At 69.6% G+C, this 17,345-nt stretch carries 16 protein-coding genes; 13 read left to right on the top strand and 3 right to left on the bottom strand.

What is annotated here, in order from left to right:
• Positions 1-14: 14 nt before the first annotated feature.
• Complete coding sequence (locus ABD340_RS17855; RefSeq protein WP_344590102.1) at positions 15-1,802, bottom strand: hypothetical protein; 1,788 nt, start codon at positions 1,800-1,802, stop codon at positions 15-17.
• Between the two features lie 605 nt (positions 1,803-2,407).
• On the opposite strand from ABD340_RS17855, the gene ABD340_RS17850 reads away from it, so the two are divergent.
• Positions 2,408-2,668 (top strand): hypothetical protein, encoded by a 261-nt coding sequence (locus tag ABD340_RS17850; RefSeq protein WP_344590101.1) that lies wholly within the window; start codon positions 2,408-2,410, stop codon positions 2,666-2,668.
• A gap of 20 nt (positions 2,669-2,688) precedes the next feature.
• Here ABD340_RS17850 and ABD340_RS17845 read toward each other — a convergent pair whose 3' ends face one another.
• Positions 2,689-3,939, bottom strand: a complete 1,251-nt coding sequence (locus ABD340_RS17845) for a C40 family peptidase (RefSeq protein WP_344590100.1) — start codon at positions 3,937-3,939, stop codon at positions 2,689-2,691.
• Between the two features lie 388 nt (positions 3,940-4,327).
• Between ABD340_RS17845 and ABD340_RS17840 the strand changes: the two genes are divergently transcribed.
• From ABD340_RS17840 to ABD340_RS17800, 9 genes are all read left to right on the top strand, one after another.
• Positions 4,328-5,917, top strand: a complete 1,590-nt coding sequence (locus ABD340_RS17840; RefSeq protein ID WP_344590099.1) for a hypothetical protein — start codon at positions 4,328-4,330, stop codon at positions 5,915-5,917.
• Positions 5,899-6,474 carry a hypothetical protein gene (locus ABD340_RS17835; RefSeq protein WP_344590098.1) on the top strand — a complete coding sequence of 192 codons (576 nt, stop codon included), beginning with the start codon at positions 5,899-5,901 and terminating at the stop codon, positions 6,472-6,474. The genes ABD340_RS17840 and ABD340_RS17835 overlap by 19 nt, the downstream gene beginning before the upstream one ends.
• 3 nt (positions 6,475-6,477) lie before the next feature.
• Entirely contained in the window at positions 6,478-6,960 is a 483-nt protein-coding gene (locus tag ABD340_RS17830; protein ID WP_344590097.1) for a DUF3592 domain-containing protein, read from the top strand.
• A gap of 50 nt (positions 6,961-7,010) precedes the next feature.
• The gene (locus tag ABD340_RS17825; RefSeq protein WP_344590096.1) at positions 7,011-7,430 is read left to right on the top strand and encodes a hypothetical protein; all 420 of its coding nucleotides are present in this window, start codon (positions 7,011-7,013) and stop codon (positions 7,428-7,430) included.
• Positions 7,431-7,562: 132 nt separating this feature from the next.
• Positions 7,563-9,014, top strand: a complete 1,452-nt coding sequence (locus ABD340_RS17820) for a hypothetical protein (RefSeq protein WP_344590095.1) — start codon at positions 7,563-7,565, stop codon at positions 9,012-9,014.
• A 30-nt stretch (positions 9,015-9,044) separates the two neighbouring features.
• Positions 9,045-9,446 carry a DUF3592 domain-containing protein gene (locus tag ABD340_RS17815; protein WP_344590094.1) on the top strand — a complete coding sequence of 134 codons (402 nt, stop codon included), beginning with the start codon at positions 9,045-9,047 and terminating at the stop codon, positions 9,444-9,446.
• Positions 9,443-10,021 (top strand): hypothetical protein, encoded by a 579-nt coding sequence (locus ABD340_RS17810; protein ID WP_344590093.1) that lies wholly within the window; start codon positions 9,443-9,445, stop codon positions 10,019-10,021. The genes ABD340_RS17815 and ABD340_RS17810 overlap by 4 nt, the downstream gene beginning before the upstream one ends.
• Positions 10,022-10,069: 48 nt before the next feature.
• Positions 10,070-10,471, top strand: coding sequence for a hypothetical protein (locus ABD340_RS17805; RefSeq protein ID WP_344590092.1), 402 nt, complete (start codon positions 10,070-10,072; stop codon positions 10,469-10,471).
• A gap of 126 nt (positions 10,472-10,597) precedes the next feature.
• Complete coding sequence (locus ABD340_RS17800) at positions 10,598-11,200, top strand: prepilin peptidase (RefSeq protein WP_344590091.1); 603 nt, start codon at positions 10,598-10,600, stop codon at positions 11,198-11,200.
• Positions 11,201-11,374: 174 nt separating this feature from the next.
• On the opposite strand, the gene ABD340_RS17795 is transcribed toward ABD340_RS17800, so the two are convergent.
• Positions 11,375-12,859: an LCP family protein gene (locus ABD340_RS17795; RefSeq protein ID WP_344590090.1), complete on the bottom strand. Its 1,485-nt coding sequence runs from the start codon at positions 12,857-12,859 to the stop codon at positions 11,375-11,377.
• A gap of 541 nt (positions 12,860-13,400) precedes the next feature.
• Here ABD340_RS17795 and ABD340_RS17790 point away from each other — a divergent pair.
• The 3 genes from ABD340_RS17790 to ABD340_RS17780 are packed head-to-tail and all read left to right on the top strand — an operon-like array spanning position 13,401 to position 16,984.
• Positions 13,401-14,204, top strand: coding sequence for a hypothetical protein (locus ABD340_RS17790; RefSeq protein ID WP_344590089.1), 804 nt, complete (start codon positions 13,401-13,403; stop codon positions 14,202-14,204).
• A gap of 15 nt (positions 14,205-14,219) precedes the next feature.
• On the top strand, positions 14,220-16,217 hold the full coding sequence (locus ABD340_RS17785) for a fumarate reductase/succinate dehydrogenase flavoprotein subunit (protein WP_344590088.1): 1,998 nt from the start codon (positions 14,220-14,222) through the stop codon (positions 16,215-16,217).
• Positions 16,214-16,984: a succinate dehydrogenase/fumarate reductase iron-sulfur subunit gene (locus tag ABD340_RS17780; RefSeq protein WP_344590087.1), complete on the top strand. Its 771-nt coding sequence runs from the start codon at positions 16,214-16,216 to the stop codon at positions 16,982-16,984. The genes ABD340_RS17785 and ABD340_RS17780 overlap by 4 nt, the downstream gene beginning before the upstream one ends.
• Positions 16,985-17,345: the final 361 nt, after the last annotated feature.

Below are 17,345 nucleotides of genomic sequence, written 5' to 3'. Positions count from 1 at the left end.
GACAGCGCCCTGGACTAGCGGCGGCAGGACGGGTCGTACCAGACGACCCACCACAGGCCGCGGCCGGCGTTGCCGCTGCGCTGGTAGCGCCACCCGGCCGGTCGCTGCGGCCAGGTGTCGGCCGCCATGATGCCGGCCGGCCAGTAGACGATCGCGGCGCACACCCCCGGGCCCGGCAGGCCGCGGTCCTTGTCGAACCCTTCGAGCCGGGTCCAGCCGATCTCGTAGGCCTGCCACAGGTAGATCATCTCGGGGGTGGGCTTGTACGGGTCCGGCCTTCGCACATCGGTGCCGTACCGGGGCCGTTCCATCAGCACCCGGCCTGTGGCGGCGCCGGGGAAGGGCGGCGCCGGCGACGATTCGTGCGAATAGCGCGCCACGACGATCGCGATCAGTGCCGCGCACAAGTTGACGACGATGAGGGCGGAGAAGAGCTTCGGCCCTCCCCAACGGGACAGCCCCCAGAGCAGCGCCAGGAGCAGGCACGCAACGGCGCTGGTCACCGCCGGTCGGAAGTAGTCGTAGCTGCCCCCGAGCAACCCGACCTCTGGCAGATCCCAGGCATAGAAGTCGTAGACGTCCAGCCTGCTTCCTCCGTACAGCCGCACCCACAAGGCTGTGACGCCCACCAGGGCCGTGGTCGCGGCGAAGAGCCCCCGCATCCGTTCCGACTTTGTCAGCGCCGTCCTCATCAGTACGGACAGACCGATGAGCGCGTAGACGAGGGCGAAGCAGGAAAGGTAGCGGCCGTAGGCGAAGTTGCCGATGCGGAGCTCGTTGGGAAGGGCCGCGGAGGAGGCGTAGGCCACCCCCGCCGTGGTGGTGAGAAGGACACGGGACATGGTCCGGTCGGCGCCGGCCGCGTCGCGCGAAAGGGCCGTCCTGGTCACTACGATCAGCCCGAGCCCGGCCAGCCCCCAGGTGCCGCAGATCATCGCCCAGACCTGGCCGACGCCGCCGGAGACGGCCCACAGCTGGCCGTCCAGGCTCGTCATGCGATCGGCCAGGATGCCCGTGAGATCCCGTTGGCCGGTGGGGTAGAGCGCGTCGAGGATTTGCGCGTTCAGCAGGGCGCCCGCGGCGTATCCCGCGGCCGTGAGGCCCAGCCCCGCCAGCGCTGCGCGCCGGGTCCGCCACGGCGTGCCCCGCCACGAGGCGTAGGCCGCCAGCACGATCGAGTGCACGGCTATCACGATCAGGCCGCGCATATGGCCGGCGGAGGCATAGGCGGCCAGCAGGCTCGCGCCGCCGCACGCGAGTGGATGGCCGTCCCGCACGAACCGGTCCAGGAGCAGCAGCCAGCCGAGAACCAGTACGGGGAGGACCGCGTCGACGAGCGCGAGACCGTTGTAGAGGGTGCAGGCGGGCAGCAGGGCGGCGGCCCAGGCAAGGGGACAGGCGTGCAGGCGGCGCAAGCCGAGCCGCATGAGCAGGAGATATCCGAGCGGGAAGACCAGCGCGCCCAGCAGCGCGTTGGTCACCCTGACCAGCTGGTAGACGACGGAGGGATCATCACTGATCAGGTAGGCGGGGGTCAGCAGCAGCGAATAGCCGCCCTTATAGAACGTGAAACCGGACAGATCCGCCGCCGGGCCGCCGGTGAGCCACCGGGCGGCGAGCAGGTAACCGGCCTCGTCGGGAAGGACGAGCGGGTTCTTCCTGCCCCACCAGAGCAGCAGTCGGATGGCCGCCTGCGACCCCCAGCCGGCCGCCAGGAACCAGGGCAGGAGACTGATGGCGCGCGAGGCGGGCGGCGGCGCCGGGAGCGCCCGTTGCCGCGGCGGCGTCAGCGCATCGGTCACGGCGAATACGCTAGATCAGCACGCCCGCGCGGACCACTGGGAAATAGCGTTCAATGCGGTTTTGGGCCCAGGATGGGCCTATGGGCCTATGGGCCCATGCCGGCCCATGGCCGCCATCGGTCTCGTATCGGGAATTGCGCGCCTGCTTTGCCGGCGGCCGATTCGGGTTGGTCATGTGCGATGCGGTCTGGGACCGAAACCGGGTCCTGAGGCTCATCACAGTCACGCCGCGTGATTGTATACGTTGATATATGTCATACCCCGTTCGTTTTGTATTGATCGTCGCGACGGTCGCGGGCTTCGCGTGGTGGGCTCCTTGGCGTGAACTCACGGACGCGATCAACGTTCCGCCCGGTTTCGAAGCGCACCGCGGATCGCATTACCGTCTTGCCTGCCCGGCCGGATGGCGCACCCAGAGCGGCCGCGATGACCAGGGCAATGACTATGAGGAGTGCGACGGCCCCGAAACGGCGGCCGCAACCTACTCAGGCCAGGCCCGGGTCACCCAATGGGAGGGCTGGTCCCACCAGTTGGAAGGAAGACTCCTGCAATTCCGCAATTCGGCTCGCCGGTCCGGGTACCGGATCCTGAAAGAGGAGCCGGTCGTGGTGAAGGGCGCCGTGCGGGCCCACCGTTTCGAGGTGCTCCAGGAACGGCGGACCCCGACGGGCGCGTCGGCGCGGTCGCGCGGCACCGACACCTTCGCCCTGACCGAGGACCAGGTCCTGCTCCAGCTGACCGTGCGGGCGGCCGAGGGCGGTGACCAGGAGGAGCGGATGCCGGAGATCGTCGACTCGTTCCAGGCCCAGGAGGAACGCCGTTCCTTCAAAGACCTGTTCGACCCGATCAGGCCCCCCTGGATCTGATGCCTCTCACCGGTTCCGCCTCACCGGTCACCGGCCGGCGGCGGGATGCGACGGCCCGCAAGGAATCCACGACCGGCGATGGGGGACACCTTCACGACATCGCCGGTCGAGGGAGCCTCGACCATCATCCCCCCACCGGCGTAGATGGCGACATGCCCCATATGGGGAAAGATGAGGTCGCCGGGCTGCAACTGGCTGGGCGAACTCACGGGGATACCGGCGTTGATCTGGACGTAGGTCGTGCTGCCGATGACGATTTTGCCCCCCGACGCCTGGTACACGGCGTACTCGGTCAGCCCCGAGCAGTCGAAGCCGAAGGTGCCTGTCCCGGAGTACCCACCGGGCGAGCAGCAAATGCCATAGCTGGGACCGTTCGGGCCGCCGCCGCCCCAGGAATAGGGGGTGCCGAGCCAGCACTGCGCCCACGCCACGATCCGCTCCCCGAACGGCAGGCTCTTGTCGGGCTTCGGACCGTCCTTGCGGCACTTGCCCTCCACATACGGTCCAGAGGGCAGGCCGGTGGGCGGCGCGCCGGTGTACGGCTCCGGGTCCTCCTCGGCCACCAGGCGGATCTTGAAGAGCCGCAGTACTTCCTCGCGGTCGGGACCCCCGCCGCCGGAGCGCCAGACGACCACGTCATCGCACTCGAGGCGCTGAGGGACGCCGCTCGTCGGCTCCTCCTCCCCCGGCGGGGGGGACGGCTGGGGTGCGCCCACGTAGCCGCAGGTGGGAAGTTTCAGCTCGGCGATGGCCGTGGCGGTGCCACGTCCTTTGGAAATACCGGTCCGGCCGCTCCGGTCGGTGCAGATGTTCCGCCCGTTCCTCAGATCCTCGCGGTCTTGTTTGGTGAGCTCGTTCTCTTCTTTGAGGAAGCAGTCCTTGGTTTGGACCGAGACCTTCATCGTGTATCCGCGGACTCCCGTGGGGTGGGGTTTGCCGACGAGCTCCGCGTCGTTGCGCTTGGCGTAGTCGCGCGCCTTCTGGGCGTAGACGGGATTGCCGGCGTTCTCGTTCGGTTCGACCGTCCACAGCCCGACGATGTCGGGCATCTGGCCGTCCAGCGCGGTGGTGAGCGCCGCGTCGCGCAGCGGCGTCACCGCCGCGATCGCCGCGGCGTCCGCCGCGATCTGCCCCCGGGTGCGCATGTCGTTGGCCTGCGCCACCTGGATGGCCAGCAGGGCGAGGCCGAACGCGCAGACCATCGCCAGCAGCATGACGATCTGAGTCGAACCCTCGTCCCCGCGGGGCCCCCGCCCGAATCCACGTCTCACTCCGCCACCACCGCCGGGTAGAGCCCAAAGAGGTCTTTGTGACCGTAGAGAGCTTGGGAGTCCGAGAACAGGGCCTTGGGGCCCAATTGGCGTCCGGCGACGCCTGCCGGCTTCCGGGCGGGCGTTGTGCGCCGGCGTGCCGGACGCGTCGGCCCGGCCTCATTCCACCGCCCGGCGCGACCCGTTCGGTACGGGCCGCGCTCGCGGCGCCGCGCCGATTCGACGCTTCGAAATCCCGGGATGATGGCCAGGCCCCCGAATTTCGGTGAATAGCCGAGAAACGATGGATTTATCTTTTGTTAACACGTTGCCGGTGGCCGATATTTAGGTCCGCCAATGGGCCCTGGGGCTCAGTTTTCGGCGGGCGGGAACTGGCACCGTTCCAGCCGTGCGCGAGGAAAGGGACGCCCGCCGTGAAATCCGGCCGGACCGCGGCGAAGGGCCGGTCGGCTATCTGGCCGCGCTGCTGCTTTGCGGCGCGGTGGCCGCCGCCTTCGTGCTGTCCGGGCTCGGCGGCCAGGTCGTCGGGAACATCGGCGCCGCCATCTGCAAGGTCGTGCGCTCCGGCGGGCTGGTGGAGCGCTGTGCTCCGGCACCGGATCCGGGCCGCAATCCGCAGGCTCAGGATCCGGACCTGCCCACCACGCCGTGCCTGGCGTACAGCGACACCACCTACCTGGAAGAGACGGTGACGATCCCCACCAAGCGCATCGACGTCCGGACCAACAGCCGGGGGACGCTCCAGTTGAACCGGCGGGTCGGCCCCGATGGCCGGGTGATCTGGGAGGTCGTCGACTTCACCTGGGGCGAGGGCGGAATCGCCACGCCGGAGGTGGGGGCGGGGCCGATCAGCGGCAGCGTGTGGGGCGGGCTGACCGTCACCAACGGCAAGATCTACAGCGGTTTCCGGGACGAGGCGGAGGCCCGCCGGTTCTTCGACGATCTGACCGAGCACCGGATCGGCAGCGAGGTCAAGTTCACGCTGCGCACCAACCCGCTGACCGGCGGATTCGTCTGGCTGGGCACCAAACTGCCCTGGGTCGGGGACGATTTCGACCGGTACATGGGCGGCAGCGAGCCGGACCGGCCGCCCTCGGCTGAGTATCTCGACGGCGGGGTCACCGGCGGGTTCAAGGCCGACATCAACCTGTCGAGGTTCAAGATTCCGCTGAAGGGCCGCGGCTGGTCGGTGAGCGGTTCGCAGACCGACCTGCAGAACGGCGAGGTCACGACGTACTACAACGACCGCGGTGAGTTCGAGGCCGCGGTCCAGCTTGATGTGGGCGACATCGTCCAGCGGCTTCCTCCCGCGGTTCGCAGGCGCGCCCAGGAGGGGCTCGAGGACGGGCTCGACGCCGTTTTGAACGTCATCGAGACCCGTCTGCGAGGTGAGTACGGCAATCAGTTCTCGCTCCTGCCCGAGCACCGGGCGCAGATGAAGTCCGCCATCAAGTTGAACCCGAGCATCGGGTTCAACTACAAGCACCGCGGCGGCACGACCTGGGCCATCACCGAGGACGCGCAGGGGAACATTGTGCGGGTGTCGCAAACGCAGAACGGGCAGGACATCCTGTACGCCCGGGTCGACGGGAAAGTGGACGGCAGCAATCCTGGCGGCGACCGCGGCCAGGTGACCGCTGGAAAGCAATGGATCCTCTTCGCCCAGCGGACGCTCACCCAGAAGGACCTCGAATATTCCAGATCCGAGGATCGGGCCGTCATCGACCGGTTTCTCCGGGACGGTGACACCGGTGCCTTGGAACGGGCCTGGGAGAACGGGGTCGGCACCATGGGCAGGACGACCTACGACAACACGGGCGACACCATGAAGCTGGAAGGCAAGGGCGCTTCCGGTAACAAGTCCAGAAAGCGCTGGGGAATCTTCGAGATCGGATACGAGTCGGAGACGCACGCGTTGCAGAGCGCGCATTTCTACAAACCGGGGGTGGGGTGGGTTCCATGGTCGGTCTGCCGGTGAGGGGCCGGGCGGCCTTCCTGCTCCTCTTGCCGATGATCCTGGGAACGGCGGGCTGCTTCTCGGGAGGGGGCGGGCCCGCGCCGGTCCCGCAGGGGTTCCAGCGGTATCAGACCGATCAGTACAGCTTCGCCTATCCGGCCGGCTGGCGCCGCACCGAGGACAAGGACGAGCGGGGGCGCCCGCAGTCGCGGTTCGAGGGGCCCGGGCTGCCGTCCGGGATCATCGACGGCCAGATCCATGTCGCCGGGTACGGCAGGGTCGGCCAGGAATTCGAGACGGCGCTCTCGCAGTTCCGCGGGCTGGCGGTGCTGAACCGCTACCGCCTGACGGCCAACCGGGCGATCAAGGTCGCCGGGGCGGTGCGCGCGCACCGGTTCGAGGCGGTGTACGAGCTGGAGGCCGGTGACGGCACGCGGGTGCCGTGCCGGCTGGTGGGCATGTACGTGCTGACCGAGCGGAAGGTTCTCCTGGAGTTCATGCTTCGTTCCCCGGCCCAGGGGACGGCGGCTTCGCGGTTGCCTGAGATATTCGATTCGATCCGGATCCGGGAGACGTGATCGATGGGTGGGGCGGCGGCGGCGCGGGCCGTATTCTGGGCCGTGTGCGCCCTGGTGGCGGCGGCGATCCTCGTGCCCTTCTTCCTGGTGCCGGACTCCTGGCTCAAGGCGCTGGCCATGGGGGTGGCCGGTCCCGCACTGGTCGTCGCCGGCCCGGTCTTCCTCGTCGTGCAGCTGCGTTTCCGCGGCAGGGCCGTACGAGCCGTGGGGACGGTCGAGGCCTGCGTCGACAACGGCCCGGAAGAGCCGTCCTGCACGCTCACCGTGCGGTACACCGCGCTGGACGGCCGCGAGCGGACCCTCACCGACGATCGTGCCCCGCGCCGGCCGGTGGGCGGCGAGGTGCGGATCATGTACGACCCCGACGACCCGGCGGACGCCAAGCTTCACCGTCCCGCCGCCTCGGTCCTGTTCACGGCCGCGGCGATGGTCGTGATGGGGGCCGCGCTGGCGTACTTCTACTGGCGGGGCGATCCGCCCGGCTGATCGACGCGGGCCCTCGCGTGGACGGGCGGTGCGGCGAAAGGAGCGAGATCATGCGATTCGGCGTGGCCGTGCGCGCCTTCGTCCAGGGCGCGCTGATCATGCTGGCGGGTACGGTCGCCGCGGCGCTGGTGGCCTCGTTCGTCATCGCCGGTGCTTCGGGCTCGGCCGGGTCGGCGGGTTTCGTGTGGGCGTCCGCGGGGGTCGCCGTGGTGCTGCACGGGCTGCTCGGCCACTTCGGGGCTCGGGCGGCCGCGCGGCGACTGCGGGACGCGCATGAGATCGGTGTCACCGGCGCCGTGCTCGCGTGCGCCGGGCCGGTGCTGGTCAGCCTGTTGGGCCAGGCCGGCGCGGTCGCGCAGACGGGAGATGCCGTCATGCTGGCGCCCACGTGCGCGGCGCTCGTGGGGGCGGTGCTGGGAGCCGTCTCCGTTGCCCGCGAGGGCGAGCGGAGCCCGTCGGCCCCCAGGTGACGCTGGACGGCCGGTCGGGCCGTACGGGGCATCGGCGGACCTCGGTCCAGGCCGCCCACGGTGTTGGGCCCCTTCTTTTTTAGGTCCTGGGGCTCAAGTTTCCCCCGGTCAGGCAGAGTTACCGTCCTGATCATGGCGCGAGGTGAACAGAGCGCGAACATTGGACGAACCGGCCGCGATCACGGCGAGGGTGCCGTCAACCACCTCGTGGTCATGCTTCTCCTCGCCCTCGTCGCCGGCGCGCTCGTCACCGCGAGCCTCGGCGGCTGGGTGGTCGGCGGCATCCGGTACGCCATCTGCCGGGTCGCGAACGCCGGTGACGCCGCCGCGTGCGAGTCGCCCCGCGACCGGGAGCTGCGGCCAGGCTGCCTCACCTTCCTTTCCAGCGACAGCTACGGTGGCGTCATCGATGTGCTGATCTTCAGGGTGGGCAAGGACTACTCGTTCCTGCGCACCACCACGATCGCGCCCGACGGCACCAAGACCGTGACGATCACGGCGGTCAAGGGCGGTACCGCGGGGGTGGGGACCGGCGTCGGGGTGGGGATCAACGGCGGGAACCTGTTCAACCTCGGCGCGGACGCCGCCGTGGACGCCCAGGTGCGGCTCGGGACCGGCGACGGCTGGGAGTTCACCGGGCCCGACGCCGAGCGGAACGCCGACGAGTTCGAGGGACGGCTGCGCGAGCAGTACCAGATCGACGCGGTCAAGGAGAACGCCGGTCCGCTCGGCTGGATCGGCGGCAGTATCTACGACGCGGTCGCGGGGCCGGACATCCCCGACCCGAACATCCGGCGGTTCGAGGGCGAGTTCGATCTGAGCGGCTCCCTGTCCGCGATCGCCGGGATCGGGCCCTCCGACCCCACGGGCAGGCATCGCAAGCCCGACCGGCACACCGACCCGCGCGGTCCGCAGCCGGACAACCCCGGCGACACCCGCGGCTCGGACTCCGTCAACCCCAACGCCCAGGCATGGGTCGGCCTCGACGCCAACGAGAAGGCGATCATGCAGGTCAACGACCGGACCGGCGAGACCTCGGTGACGCTCTCGCTCAGGGGCGAGGTCAGCTACGGGGCCAACGCCGGCGCCGACGGGCCGCAGGGCCGCCGTCAGGCCACCGGGGCGGTCACGCTGACCCGCAAGGACGGCAAACTGACCAAGGTCACCTTCGCTCAGACGCACATCGTCGACGGCACGGCAACCGTCGTGACCACCGAGCTGCCGCTGCGGAGCGACGAGCAGCGCCGGGCCGTGGCCGAGTACCTGCTCGACCCCGCCGGTGGCGGGCCCGGCGGCCGGCTCCTCTCGCTCACCTGGGACGACATGGCTCCCACGACCGACCCGGGCCCCGATGCCACGCCGCTTCAGCGCCTGCTGTACGACCAGGGCATGTCGTCGAGGATCGAGTACGAGTACGACCAGAGCGACTCCAACTACGGTGCGAGCGTGAAATTGGGACTGAGGCTGGGACTGAACGTCGCGCTTTCGGACTCGACCCGCAGGGCGATCGGCGCGGAGTACCTCGGCGCGCCGGCGCCCGACGGCCGCCGGCAGTACCTGAGGATGCCGGAATGCCGAGGCTGAGCCAATGATCCGCTACAGGGGGGAGCGCCGATGATCGGGAACATTCTCGCCATCGCCGTCGGGCTCGCGTTCATCGTGGGCGGGCTCCGGGAGCTGGCCGGCCGCATCCGCATGCAACGGCGGATGCGACGGGCTCCGGGCGTCTTCGTGGGCCGCGCGGAGGTGGGGCACATGTCGGGCCCGGGCGTGCGGAGCCGCGCCGGACGTTTCCGGTTCACCACCGAGGCCGGACAGGTGGTGGAGCGCATGAGCGCGCTGTCGTCCTTCCCCGGCCCGAAACCGGGACGGTCCCTGACCGTGGTCTACGACCCGGCGCGTCCGGGCAGCACCGCCGAACGCGCCTGGGTGCACCTGGCCCTCCTCCTGGTTTTCAGCCCGGTGGCGATCGCTCTGGGGACGTTCATCGTGATCAGAAGCCTGGGCGCGTTGTGAGACCCGGGCGTCCGCGTTCCCTTGCGGCCGCGCTGGCCGCCGCGCTGCTCGTGGCCGGTTGCGGGGGAGGCTCCTCCGACCGGGCGAGGAAACCGGATACGCCCAAGGCCGCACCGGTGCCGTACGGCTACACCCCCGTCCGGGCGGGCCGCGTGATGTTCGCCCATCCCGCCGGGTGGAAGGCCATGGCCCGCCCCCCGCAGGGCTGGCTGTACGGCGCCGACCTGCGCGGCGGTGACGGCACCGAGGTCCGGGCGGGCGTGATCGGGAAGGTTCCGCAGGTCCCCGCGGCCGCGCTCGTGGCCGACGCCGCCTCCTCCGGGGTCGAGCTCAACGCCGTCGGCGTTCAGCGCGGAGCCAACCGGACGCTGAAGATTCCAGGGGCCAGGGAGGCCGTCCGTGTGGACTACACGTACGCGACCCGGGAGGGGCGGACCCCCGATCACCGCGGCACCGATGTGAGCGTCGTCTGGGGCGCCGGCAGCGCCGCCGTCGTACGGATCACCGGCCCGCAGGCCGGCCTGACCCCCGCCCAGATCGACCCGATCGTCCGGACCATCGGCATCGGCCCATGACCGGGAGCTCCCGCCGCCGGCCGGTTCCACGACGAGCGGAGAGGACGCATGGACCTTGTCAAGGCATGGAGCATCGGGTTGCTCGGCTACGTGCTGGGCGCCGTCATCGACGCCGCCGTCGCCGTCAACTCCGGCGCCGGCGACCGGCTGACCGAGGTGGACGGTGCCCTGCTGTGGATCGCGCTGCCCGCGCTGGTCACGTTCCTGCTGATCACCTTGCTCACCGATCTGGCGCACTCCGCGGCAACGGACCACGGGCGTCCCGGCCGGCGCGCGGTGGCGGTGCTGACCGTGCCCGTCCTGGCCACCCTGTTCGGCATCGCCGTCGGGCTCGCCCGGGACTCGGGAACACTCGGCATGGTGACGTCCGCGCTCGCTTCGTCCGCAGGCACCGCCGCGGGCTTCTTCGCCGCGACCTGGTGGCGACGCCGCGCAAGCCGACACCCCTAGGGCGGTTGGGCCCCAGGGCCCATGGTTCTGTGACGACCCGCAGCGATGCCCGGCCGGGTAGAAGCGGCCGAACCGATTGGGTCTCGGGGCCCTGGCGAAGCCGCATGTTCGTGACAAGATTTCCTGGTGAGCACGGAGATGGACCTCGAGCCGTCCCCAGAAACCGTCTGGTCGTGGCGCGCGGACTGGACCGAGCCCCTGAGACACCACCCGATACTGGTAACGCTGTGTGTGCTGGTGGTCGAGACCGTTCTCGGCTTGCGGGTCGGTCTTCAGCCCGATCTTGTGGCATTCGCCTATCTCGGGATCGTCGGGACGGCCCTCGGTTTCATCGACGTCCATCTGCGGCGGCTGCCCGACCCGTTGACCCTGCCGTCGTATCCCATCGTCATCGGGCTGCTCGCCGCCGCGGCGCCGTTCACCGGCAACGGCGGCGGCCACTTCGTGACAGCCCTGATCGGGTCCGCCTCCCTGTGGGCGATTTTCGCTGTCCAATGGTTCTTCGTCCCCGACGCTCTAGGGCTCGGCGACGTGAAGTTGTCAGGCGTGCTCGGGCTCTACCTGGGCTGGCTCGGGGCGGATGCCTGGATGCTCGGGGTGTTCGCCATGTTCGTGATCGGCGGTTCCTACGCCGTCGGACTGCTTGTATCGCGCCGGGCAGGGCGTAAGGAGTCGATCCCGTTCGGCCCGTTCATGCTTCTCGGAACGCTCGTCGGCGTATGTGCCTAGGGCCTGTCTCGAAGTGGCCTCGGGTACCGCGCGAGCGCGCTACCTGCCCGGTGGGGCGATGCCGGAGGCGAGCCCCACCGGGCAGATCGCGAAGCGATGCCGCGCTCGCACCCAGCACGGTCAGGGTGCGAGCCGCCAGGCGAGCACCCTGGGCCGGGATTGCATGAACACAGCCTACTTGCAGAGCTTCTGGTTGCCCTTGACGCCGCCGTTGATGTTGTTGATGGCCTGCGGCGCGAGGTTGACGCCGGGCTTGCCGATGACCAGCCGCACGCCGTCCGCGGGCGCCTTCCCGTCCGGGGTGAGCATCGCGTTCGGGACGGCCTGGGCCAGCGCGGACGCCTGCCCCTCGGCGGACGGGGCGTAGAGGATGCGGCTCTCGGTGCCGGCGGACGCCTTCTCGACCTTCTTCCGCACGTCGAAGCCGCGGCGCTTGAGCTGGTTCACGGTGCGCTTGACGAGCTTGTCGTCGCCGCCCGCGTCCACGACGGTGACCTTCACCTTGTCCGGGCCGGGCAGGGCCGGCTGCTGGACGGGCTTGGCGGGTTCGGCGGGGAGGTCGTTGTCGTGCTTGATGGCCTCGAAGAGCGGCTTAGCCAGGTCCTCGTTCCACTGCACCCGGTTGGCGTCGGGCGCGTACCGCTCCACCGGCACCGTGACGAAGCGGACCTGCCCGGCACTCATGCCGCGCAGTCCCTCGGCCACCTTCCGCATGGCCGGCACGTCCAGGTCGTCGTCGGTGGTGATCGACTTGGTGGCGGCCTTGAGGAACTTGTAGGTCTTGGCCGGATCGGTGAGGATCTCGCTGCTGGTGGCCTTGTTGACCACCGAGGCCATGAACTTCTGCTGGCGCTCGATCCGCTCGAGGTCGGAGCCGTTGCCGAGGGAGTAGCGGGCGCGGACGTAGCCGAGGGCGTCCTCGCCCTTGACGGTCTGCTTGCCGGCCTTGAGGAACAGTTCGGCGCGCGGGTCGTTCACGGGCTTGTCGACGCAGATCTCCACGCCGTCGAGGGCGTCCACCATCCGCTTGAAGCCCGCGAAGTCGATCTGCACGAAGTGGTCGATGTGGACGCCGGTCAGCGTCTCCAGCATCTTCCAGGTGCAGGTCGGCCCCGCGTAGGCGAAGGCGGAGTTCAGCATGCCGAACTGCGCCGGAACGGTCCCGCCCTTCTCCTTCTTGCAGGACGGGATCTTCACCATCGAGTCGCGGGGGAAGCTCACCCCGACCGCCTGGTCGCGGTTGGGCGACAGGTGCAGCAGGATCGCGGTGTCGGAACGGGCGCCGGTCATCCCGGCGGCGGCGCCGTACCGCGCGTTGTCGCCCGCGCGGGTGTCGGAGCCGATCAGCAGGATGTTCAGCGACTTGTTGAGCTTTTTGGGACGGTTGTCGCCGAGCTGGTCCTTGGCGTTCTTCTGGTCGATGCCGCCGATGATGTCGAAATACAGCCCCGCCACTCCGGCGCCGGCGAGCAGCACGAGCGCCGCGGTGCCGATGGCCGTGCCGCGCAGGATCTTCTGTTTCCTGGTGCGCGGCTTGCGTTTGCGGCGTTCGGTCTTCGCGGAGCCGTCATCGGCGGCGGGAGCGGATGCCGCGTCGCCGCCGTCGGGGGTCCCGGTGTCCGCCGCGAGGTCGTCGCGGGCGGGCTCGTTCTCGCTCATCCGGTCCCGTCTCGGGCAGGCCCTGTCCAGGGCGGGGCTGAAGGTTCGTCAGTTTAGGCAGGACGCCTAAGTGGTGGAAGGTCGCGATCTTTCACTGGTTGGATGCGTGATCACCCCTGGGCGTTGCCATGGACTCCGAATTCATTTGTGTGATCTGCGCTATCGGGCCGCCCGCCTCATCGACGGACGCGCCTGCGAGGCCGGGGCGGATCCCGCCCGCACCCTGGGGCGCCGACGCCGGCGGGTGGGCGATGCCCCTGGGCGCTCGTTTCGATTCCGCTCGGCCATAACCACTGGTTATGAGGTCCGGGCATTGCGTGAGCACTTCTGAGAAGGCATAGCCTGTGGTCAGGCTCACATGATGGCCTGCCTGTTATGTATGTCACAGCTCCAGTCGCGTGGCGTAAGGTCGCTTCGCTGGAAGCGCACACGAGGTGTCACTGCCTGCGTGCGGCCGCGGCGCAGTGGAGCGCGACGGCGGCGGATGTGCGTTCGACCGGCGGTACGGGGACCCGATGGCCCGAGCTCAGGAGAGCGAACGATGAGCACTGTGGAGGCGCCGGCCAAAGCGCGCGCCCAGATCAAGGAACGTACGCTCCGCAAGGACAACTGGCGGCTCTATCCCATCACCACGCTGGTGATCTTCACGGCGTGGGTGGTGTACGCGACAGTGCGCGCGTTCTGGGGTGCGGCCTTCTACGTCGAGGAGTACCACTACCTGACGCCGTTCTACTCGCCCTGCCTCAACGAGGTGTGCGGCGACGCGGCGGAGTTCGGGACGTTCCTGCCCGCCGAGACCAAGGGGTGGATCCCGTTCGCGGCGGTGTCGCTGCCGTTCCTGCTGCTGTTCCGGCTGACCTGCTACTACTACCGCAAGGCGTACTACCGCTCGTACTGGGCGTCGCCGCCCGCGTGCGCCGTCCAGGAGCCGCACAAGAAGTACAGCGGCGAGCGCCGGTTCCCGCTGATCGGGCAGAACCTGCACCGCTACTTCTGGCTGGCCGCCGCGGCCATCTCGCTGGTCAACACCTATGACGCGATCCTGGCCTACCACGGCAAGGACGGCGGGTTCGGCATCGGGCTCGGCAGCCTGATCCTGACCGCCAACGTGATCCTGCTGTGGGCCTACACGCTGTCGTGCCACTCGTGCCGCCACATCGTGGGCGGACGGCTGAAGAACTTCTCCAAGCACCCGGTCAGGTACTGGATGTGGGGCCAGGTCTCCAAGCTGAACGAGCGGCACGGGCAGTACGCGCTGATCACGCTGGGCTCGCTGGTGCTGGCCGACTTCTACGTCATGCTCGTGGCCAGCGGCACCATTTCCGACCTGCGAATCTTCAACTGAGGGGGCCTGTAGATCATGACCGAGATCGAGAGGCACTCGTACGACGTCCTGGTGATCGGCGCGGGCGGTGCCGGGCTGCGCGCCGCGATCGAGGCGCGGCTGCAGGGCAAGAAGACCGCGATCATCTCCAAGTCGCTGTTCGGCAAGGCGCACACGGTGATGGCCGAGGGCGGCGCCGCCGCGGCGATGGGGAACGCCAACCCCAACGACAACTGGCAGGTGCACTTCCGCGACACCATGCGCGGCGGCAAGTTCCTCAACAACTGGCGGATGGCCGAGCTGCACGCCAAGGAGGCCCCGGACCGGGTCTGGGAGCTGGAGCACTGGGGCGCGCTGTTCGACCGCACCAAGGACGGCAAGATCAGCCAGCGGAACTTCGGCGGGCACGAGTACCCGCGGCTGGCGCACGTCGGCGACCGCACCGGCCTGGAGCTGATCCGCACCGCGCAGCAGAAGATCGTCGCGTTGCAGCAGCAGGACCACGCCGAGACCGGCGACTACGACTCGCGGATCAAGGTGTGGGCCGAGACGACGGTGACCCGGCTGCTGCTGGACGCCTCCGGCAAGGTCTGCGGGGCGTTCGCCTACGTCCGGGAGACCGGGAAGTTCGTGGTGTTCGAGACGCCCGCGGTGGTGCTGGCGACCGGCGGCATCGGCAAGGCGTTCAAGGTCACCTCCAACTCCTGGGAGTACACCGGCGACGGGCACGCGCTGGCGCTGCTGGCCGGCGGGACGCTGCTGAACATGGAGTTCGTGCAGTTCCACCCGACCGGGATGGTCTGGCCGCCGTCGGTCAAGGGCATCCTGGTGACCGAGTCGGTGCGCGGTGACCGCGGCGTCCTGAAGAACTCCGACGGCAAGCGGTTCATGTTCGAGTACATCCCGGAGGTCTTCAAGGCCCAGTACGCGACCTCCGCGGAGGAGGCCGACCGCTGGTACGACGACCCGGACAACAACCGGCGCCCGCCCGAGCTGCTGCCGCGCGACGAGGTGGCGCGGGCGATCAACTCCGAGGTGAAGGCGGGCCGCGGGTCACCGGCCGGCGGCGTCTACCTCACGGTGGTGGACCGGATGCCGGGCGGCGCGGAGGAGATCAAGCGGCGGCTGCCGGCGATGCACCACCAGTTCAAGGAGCTGGCCGACGTCGACATCACCAAGGAGCCGATGGAGGTCGGCCCGACCTGCCACTACGTGATGGGCGGCGTGGAGGTCGACCCGGACACGGGCGCGGCGCTGGTGCCGGGGCTGTTCGCCGCCGGTGAGTGCTCGGGCGGCATGCACGGCTCCAACCGGCTCGGCGGCAACTCGCTGACCGACCTGCTGGTGTTCGGGCGGCGGGCCGGGCTGGGCGCGGTCGAGTACGTGGACGCGCTGGACGCGCGTCCGGCCGTCCCGGACGAGGAGATCGAGGCGGCCACCGCCGAGGCGCTGGCCCCGTTCGAGCGCGAGGGCGGCGAGAACCCGTACGCGGTGCACGCCGAGCTCCAGCAGACGATGAACGACCTGGTCGGCATCATCCGCAAGGAGGGGGAGCTCAAGCAGGCGCTGGAGTCGCTGGAGAAGCTGCGCGAGCGGGTCGCCAACGTGAGCGTCGAGCCGGTCGCGGTGAACGACGGCCGCGGCTACCACCCGGGCTGGCATCTGGCGCTGGACCTGCGCAACATGCTGCTGGTCTCGGAGGCGATCGCGCGGGCGGCGCTGGAGCGGCAGGAGAGCCGCGGCGGCCACACCCGCGACGACCACCCGACGATGTCGCCGGAGTGGCGGAAGGTCAACCTGGTCTGCCGGCTGGCCGGCGACCCCGACTCCCCCCGGGTCGAGCTGAAGCGGCAGCCGCTGGAGCCGATGCGGGACGACCTGATCACGCTGTTCGAGACCGACGAGCTGAAGAAGTACCTCACCGCGGACGAGCTGCCCGCGGGCGCGGCCGGCGATCGGCCCGCCGAGGACGCGAAGGCCGCCGTCTCCGCCGCCGAGACCGCCGAAGCCGAGACCGAGGAGAGCGACCGATGAGCTACGACGCCAAGTTCCGGGTCTGGCGCGGCGACGCGGGCGAGGGCGAGCTGCAGGACTACACCGTCGAGGTGAACGAGGGCGAGGTCGTCCTCGACATCATCCACCGGCTGCAGGCGACGCAGGCGCCCGATCTGGCCGTCCGCTGGAACTGCAAGGCCGGCAAGTGCGGCTCCTGTTCCGCCGAGATCAACGGCATGCCGCGGCTGCTGTGCATGACCCGGATGTCGACGTTCGAGCCGGACGAGACGATCACCGTCACCCCGATCCGCACCTTCCCGGTGATCCGCGACCTGGTCACCGACGTGTCGTTCAACTACGAGAAGGCGCGGGAGATCCCGGCGTTCGATCCCGGTGACACCGCGCCGGGCGAGTTCCGGATGAAGCAGGTGGACGTGGAGCGCTCGCAGGAGTTCCGCAAGTGCATCGAGTGCTTCCTGTGCAACAACGTCTGCCATGTGATCCGCGACCACGAGGAGAACAAGCCGGAGTTCGCCGGGCCGCGGTTCCTGATGCGGATCGCGGAGCTGGAGATGCACCCGGCCGACGCCGCGGACCGGCGCAACATCGCGCAGGACGACCACGGTCTCGGCTTCTGCAACATCACCAAGTGCTGCACCGAGGTCTGCCCCGAGCACATCAAGATCACCGACAATGCGCTGATCCCGATGAAGGAGCGGGTGGTGGGCCGCAAGTACGACCCGGTGGTGTGGCTCGGCAGCAAGCTCGGCATTGTGAAGAAGGGCCAGGACACCCCGTCCGCCTGACCTGCCCGCGTTCGATCGTTCGCCCTCTGCCGGTGCCCGCCGCGCAGGGGGCGTTCGGCTGTGCGGACACGCCAGGGCAAGGTATCTCGGCGGTGAGATTTGTATCGCGTTCGGCGCACGGCGGAAGTGCACCCGTTCCCGGGTGGGCCCGGGCGGATGCCGGCGGGCGGCGTGCCCCCGTCGCCGCCGCCCGCCGTACCGCCGTTCCCCATGAACGCCGTAGCCTCAGGGGGCGGCCTTGCGGCCGCACACGCCGCGATCAAGCCTCGCCCAACGGGCCGCGCGTGAATAGGGAGAAGTTCACACAACGCGTGATGCTTTCGTGATTCCCCGCCCCGTTACGGGATCGCGGGACTCGTTT

The organism is Actinomadura vinacea, from assembly GCF_039532545.1.
Taxonomy (GTDB): domain Bacteria; phylum Actinomycetota; class Actinomycetes; order Streptosporangiales; family Streptosporangiaceae; genus Spirillospora; species Spirillospora vinacea.
The sequence above is the reverse complement of the archived record's forward strand: the minus strand, read 5'-3'. Positions and strand labels throughout refer to the sequence as shown.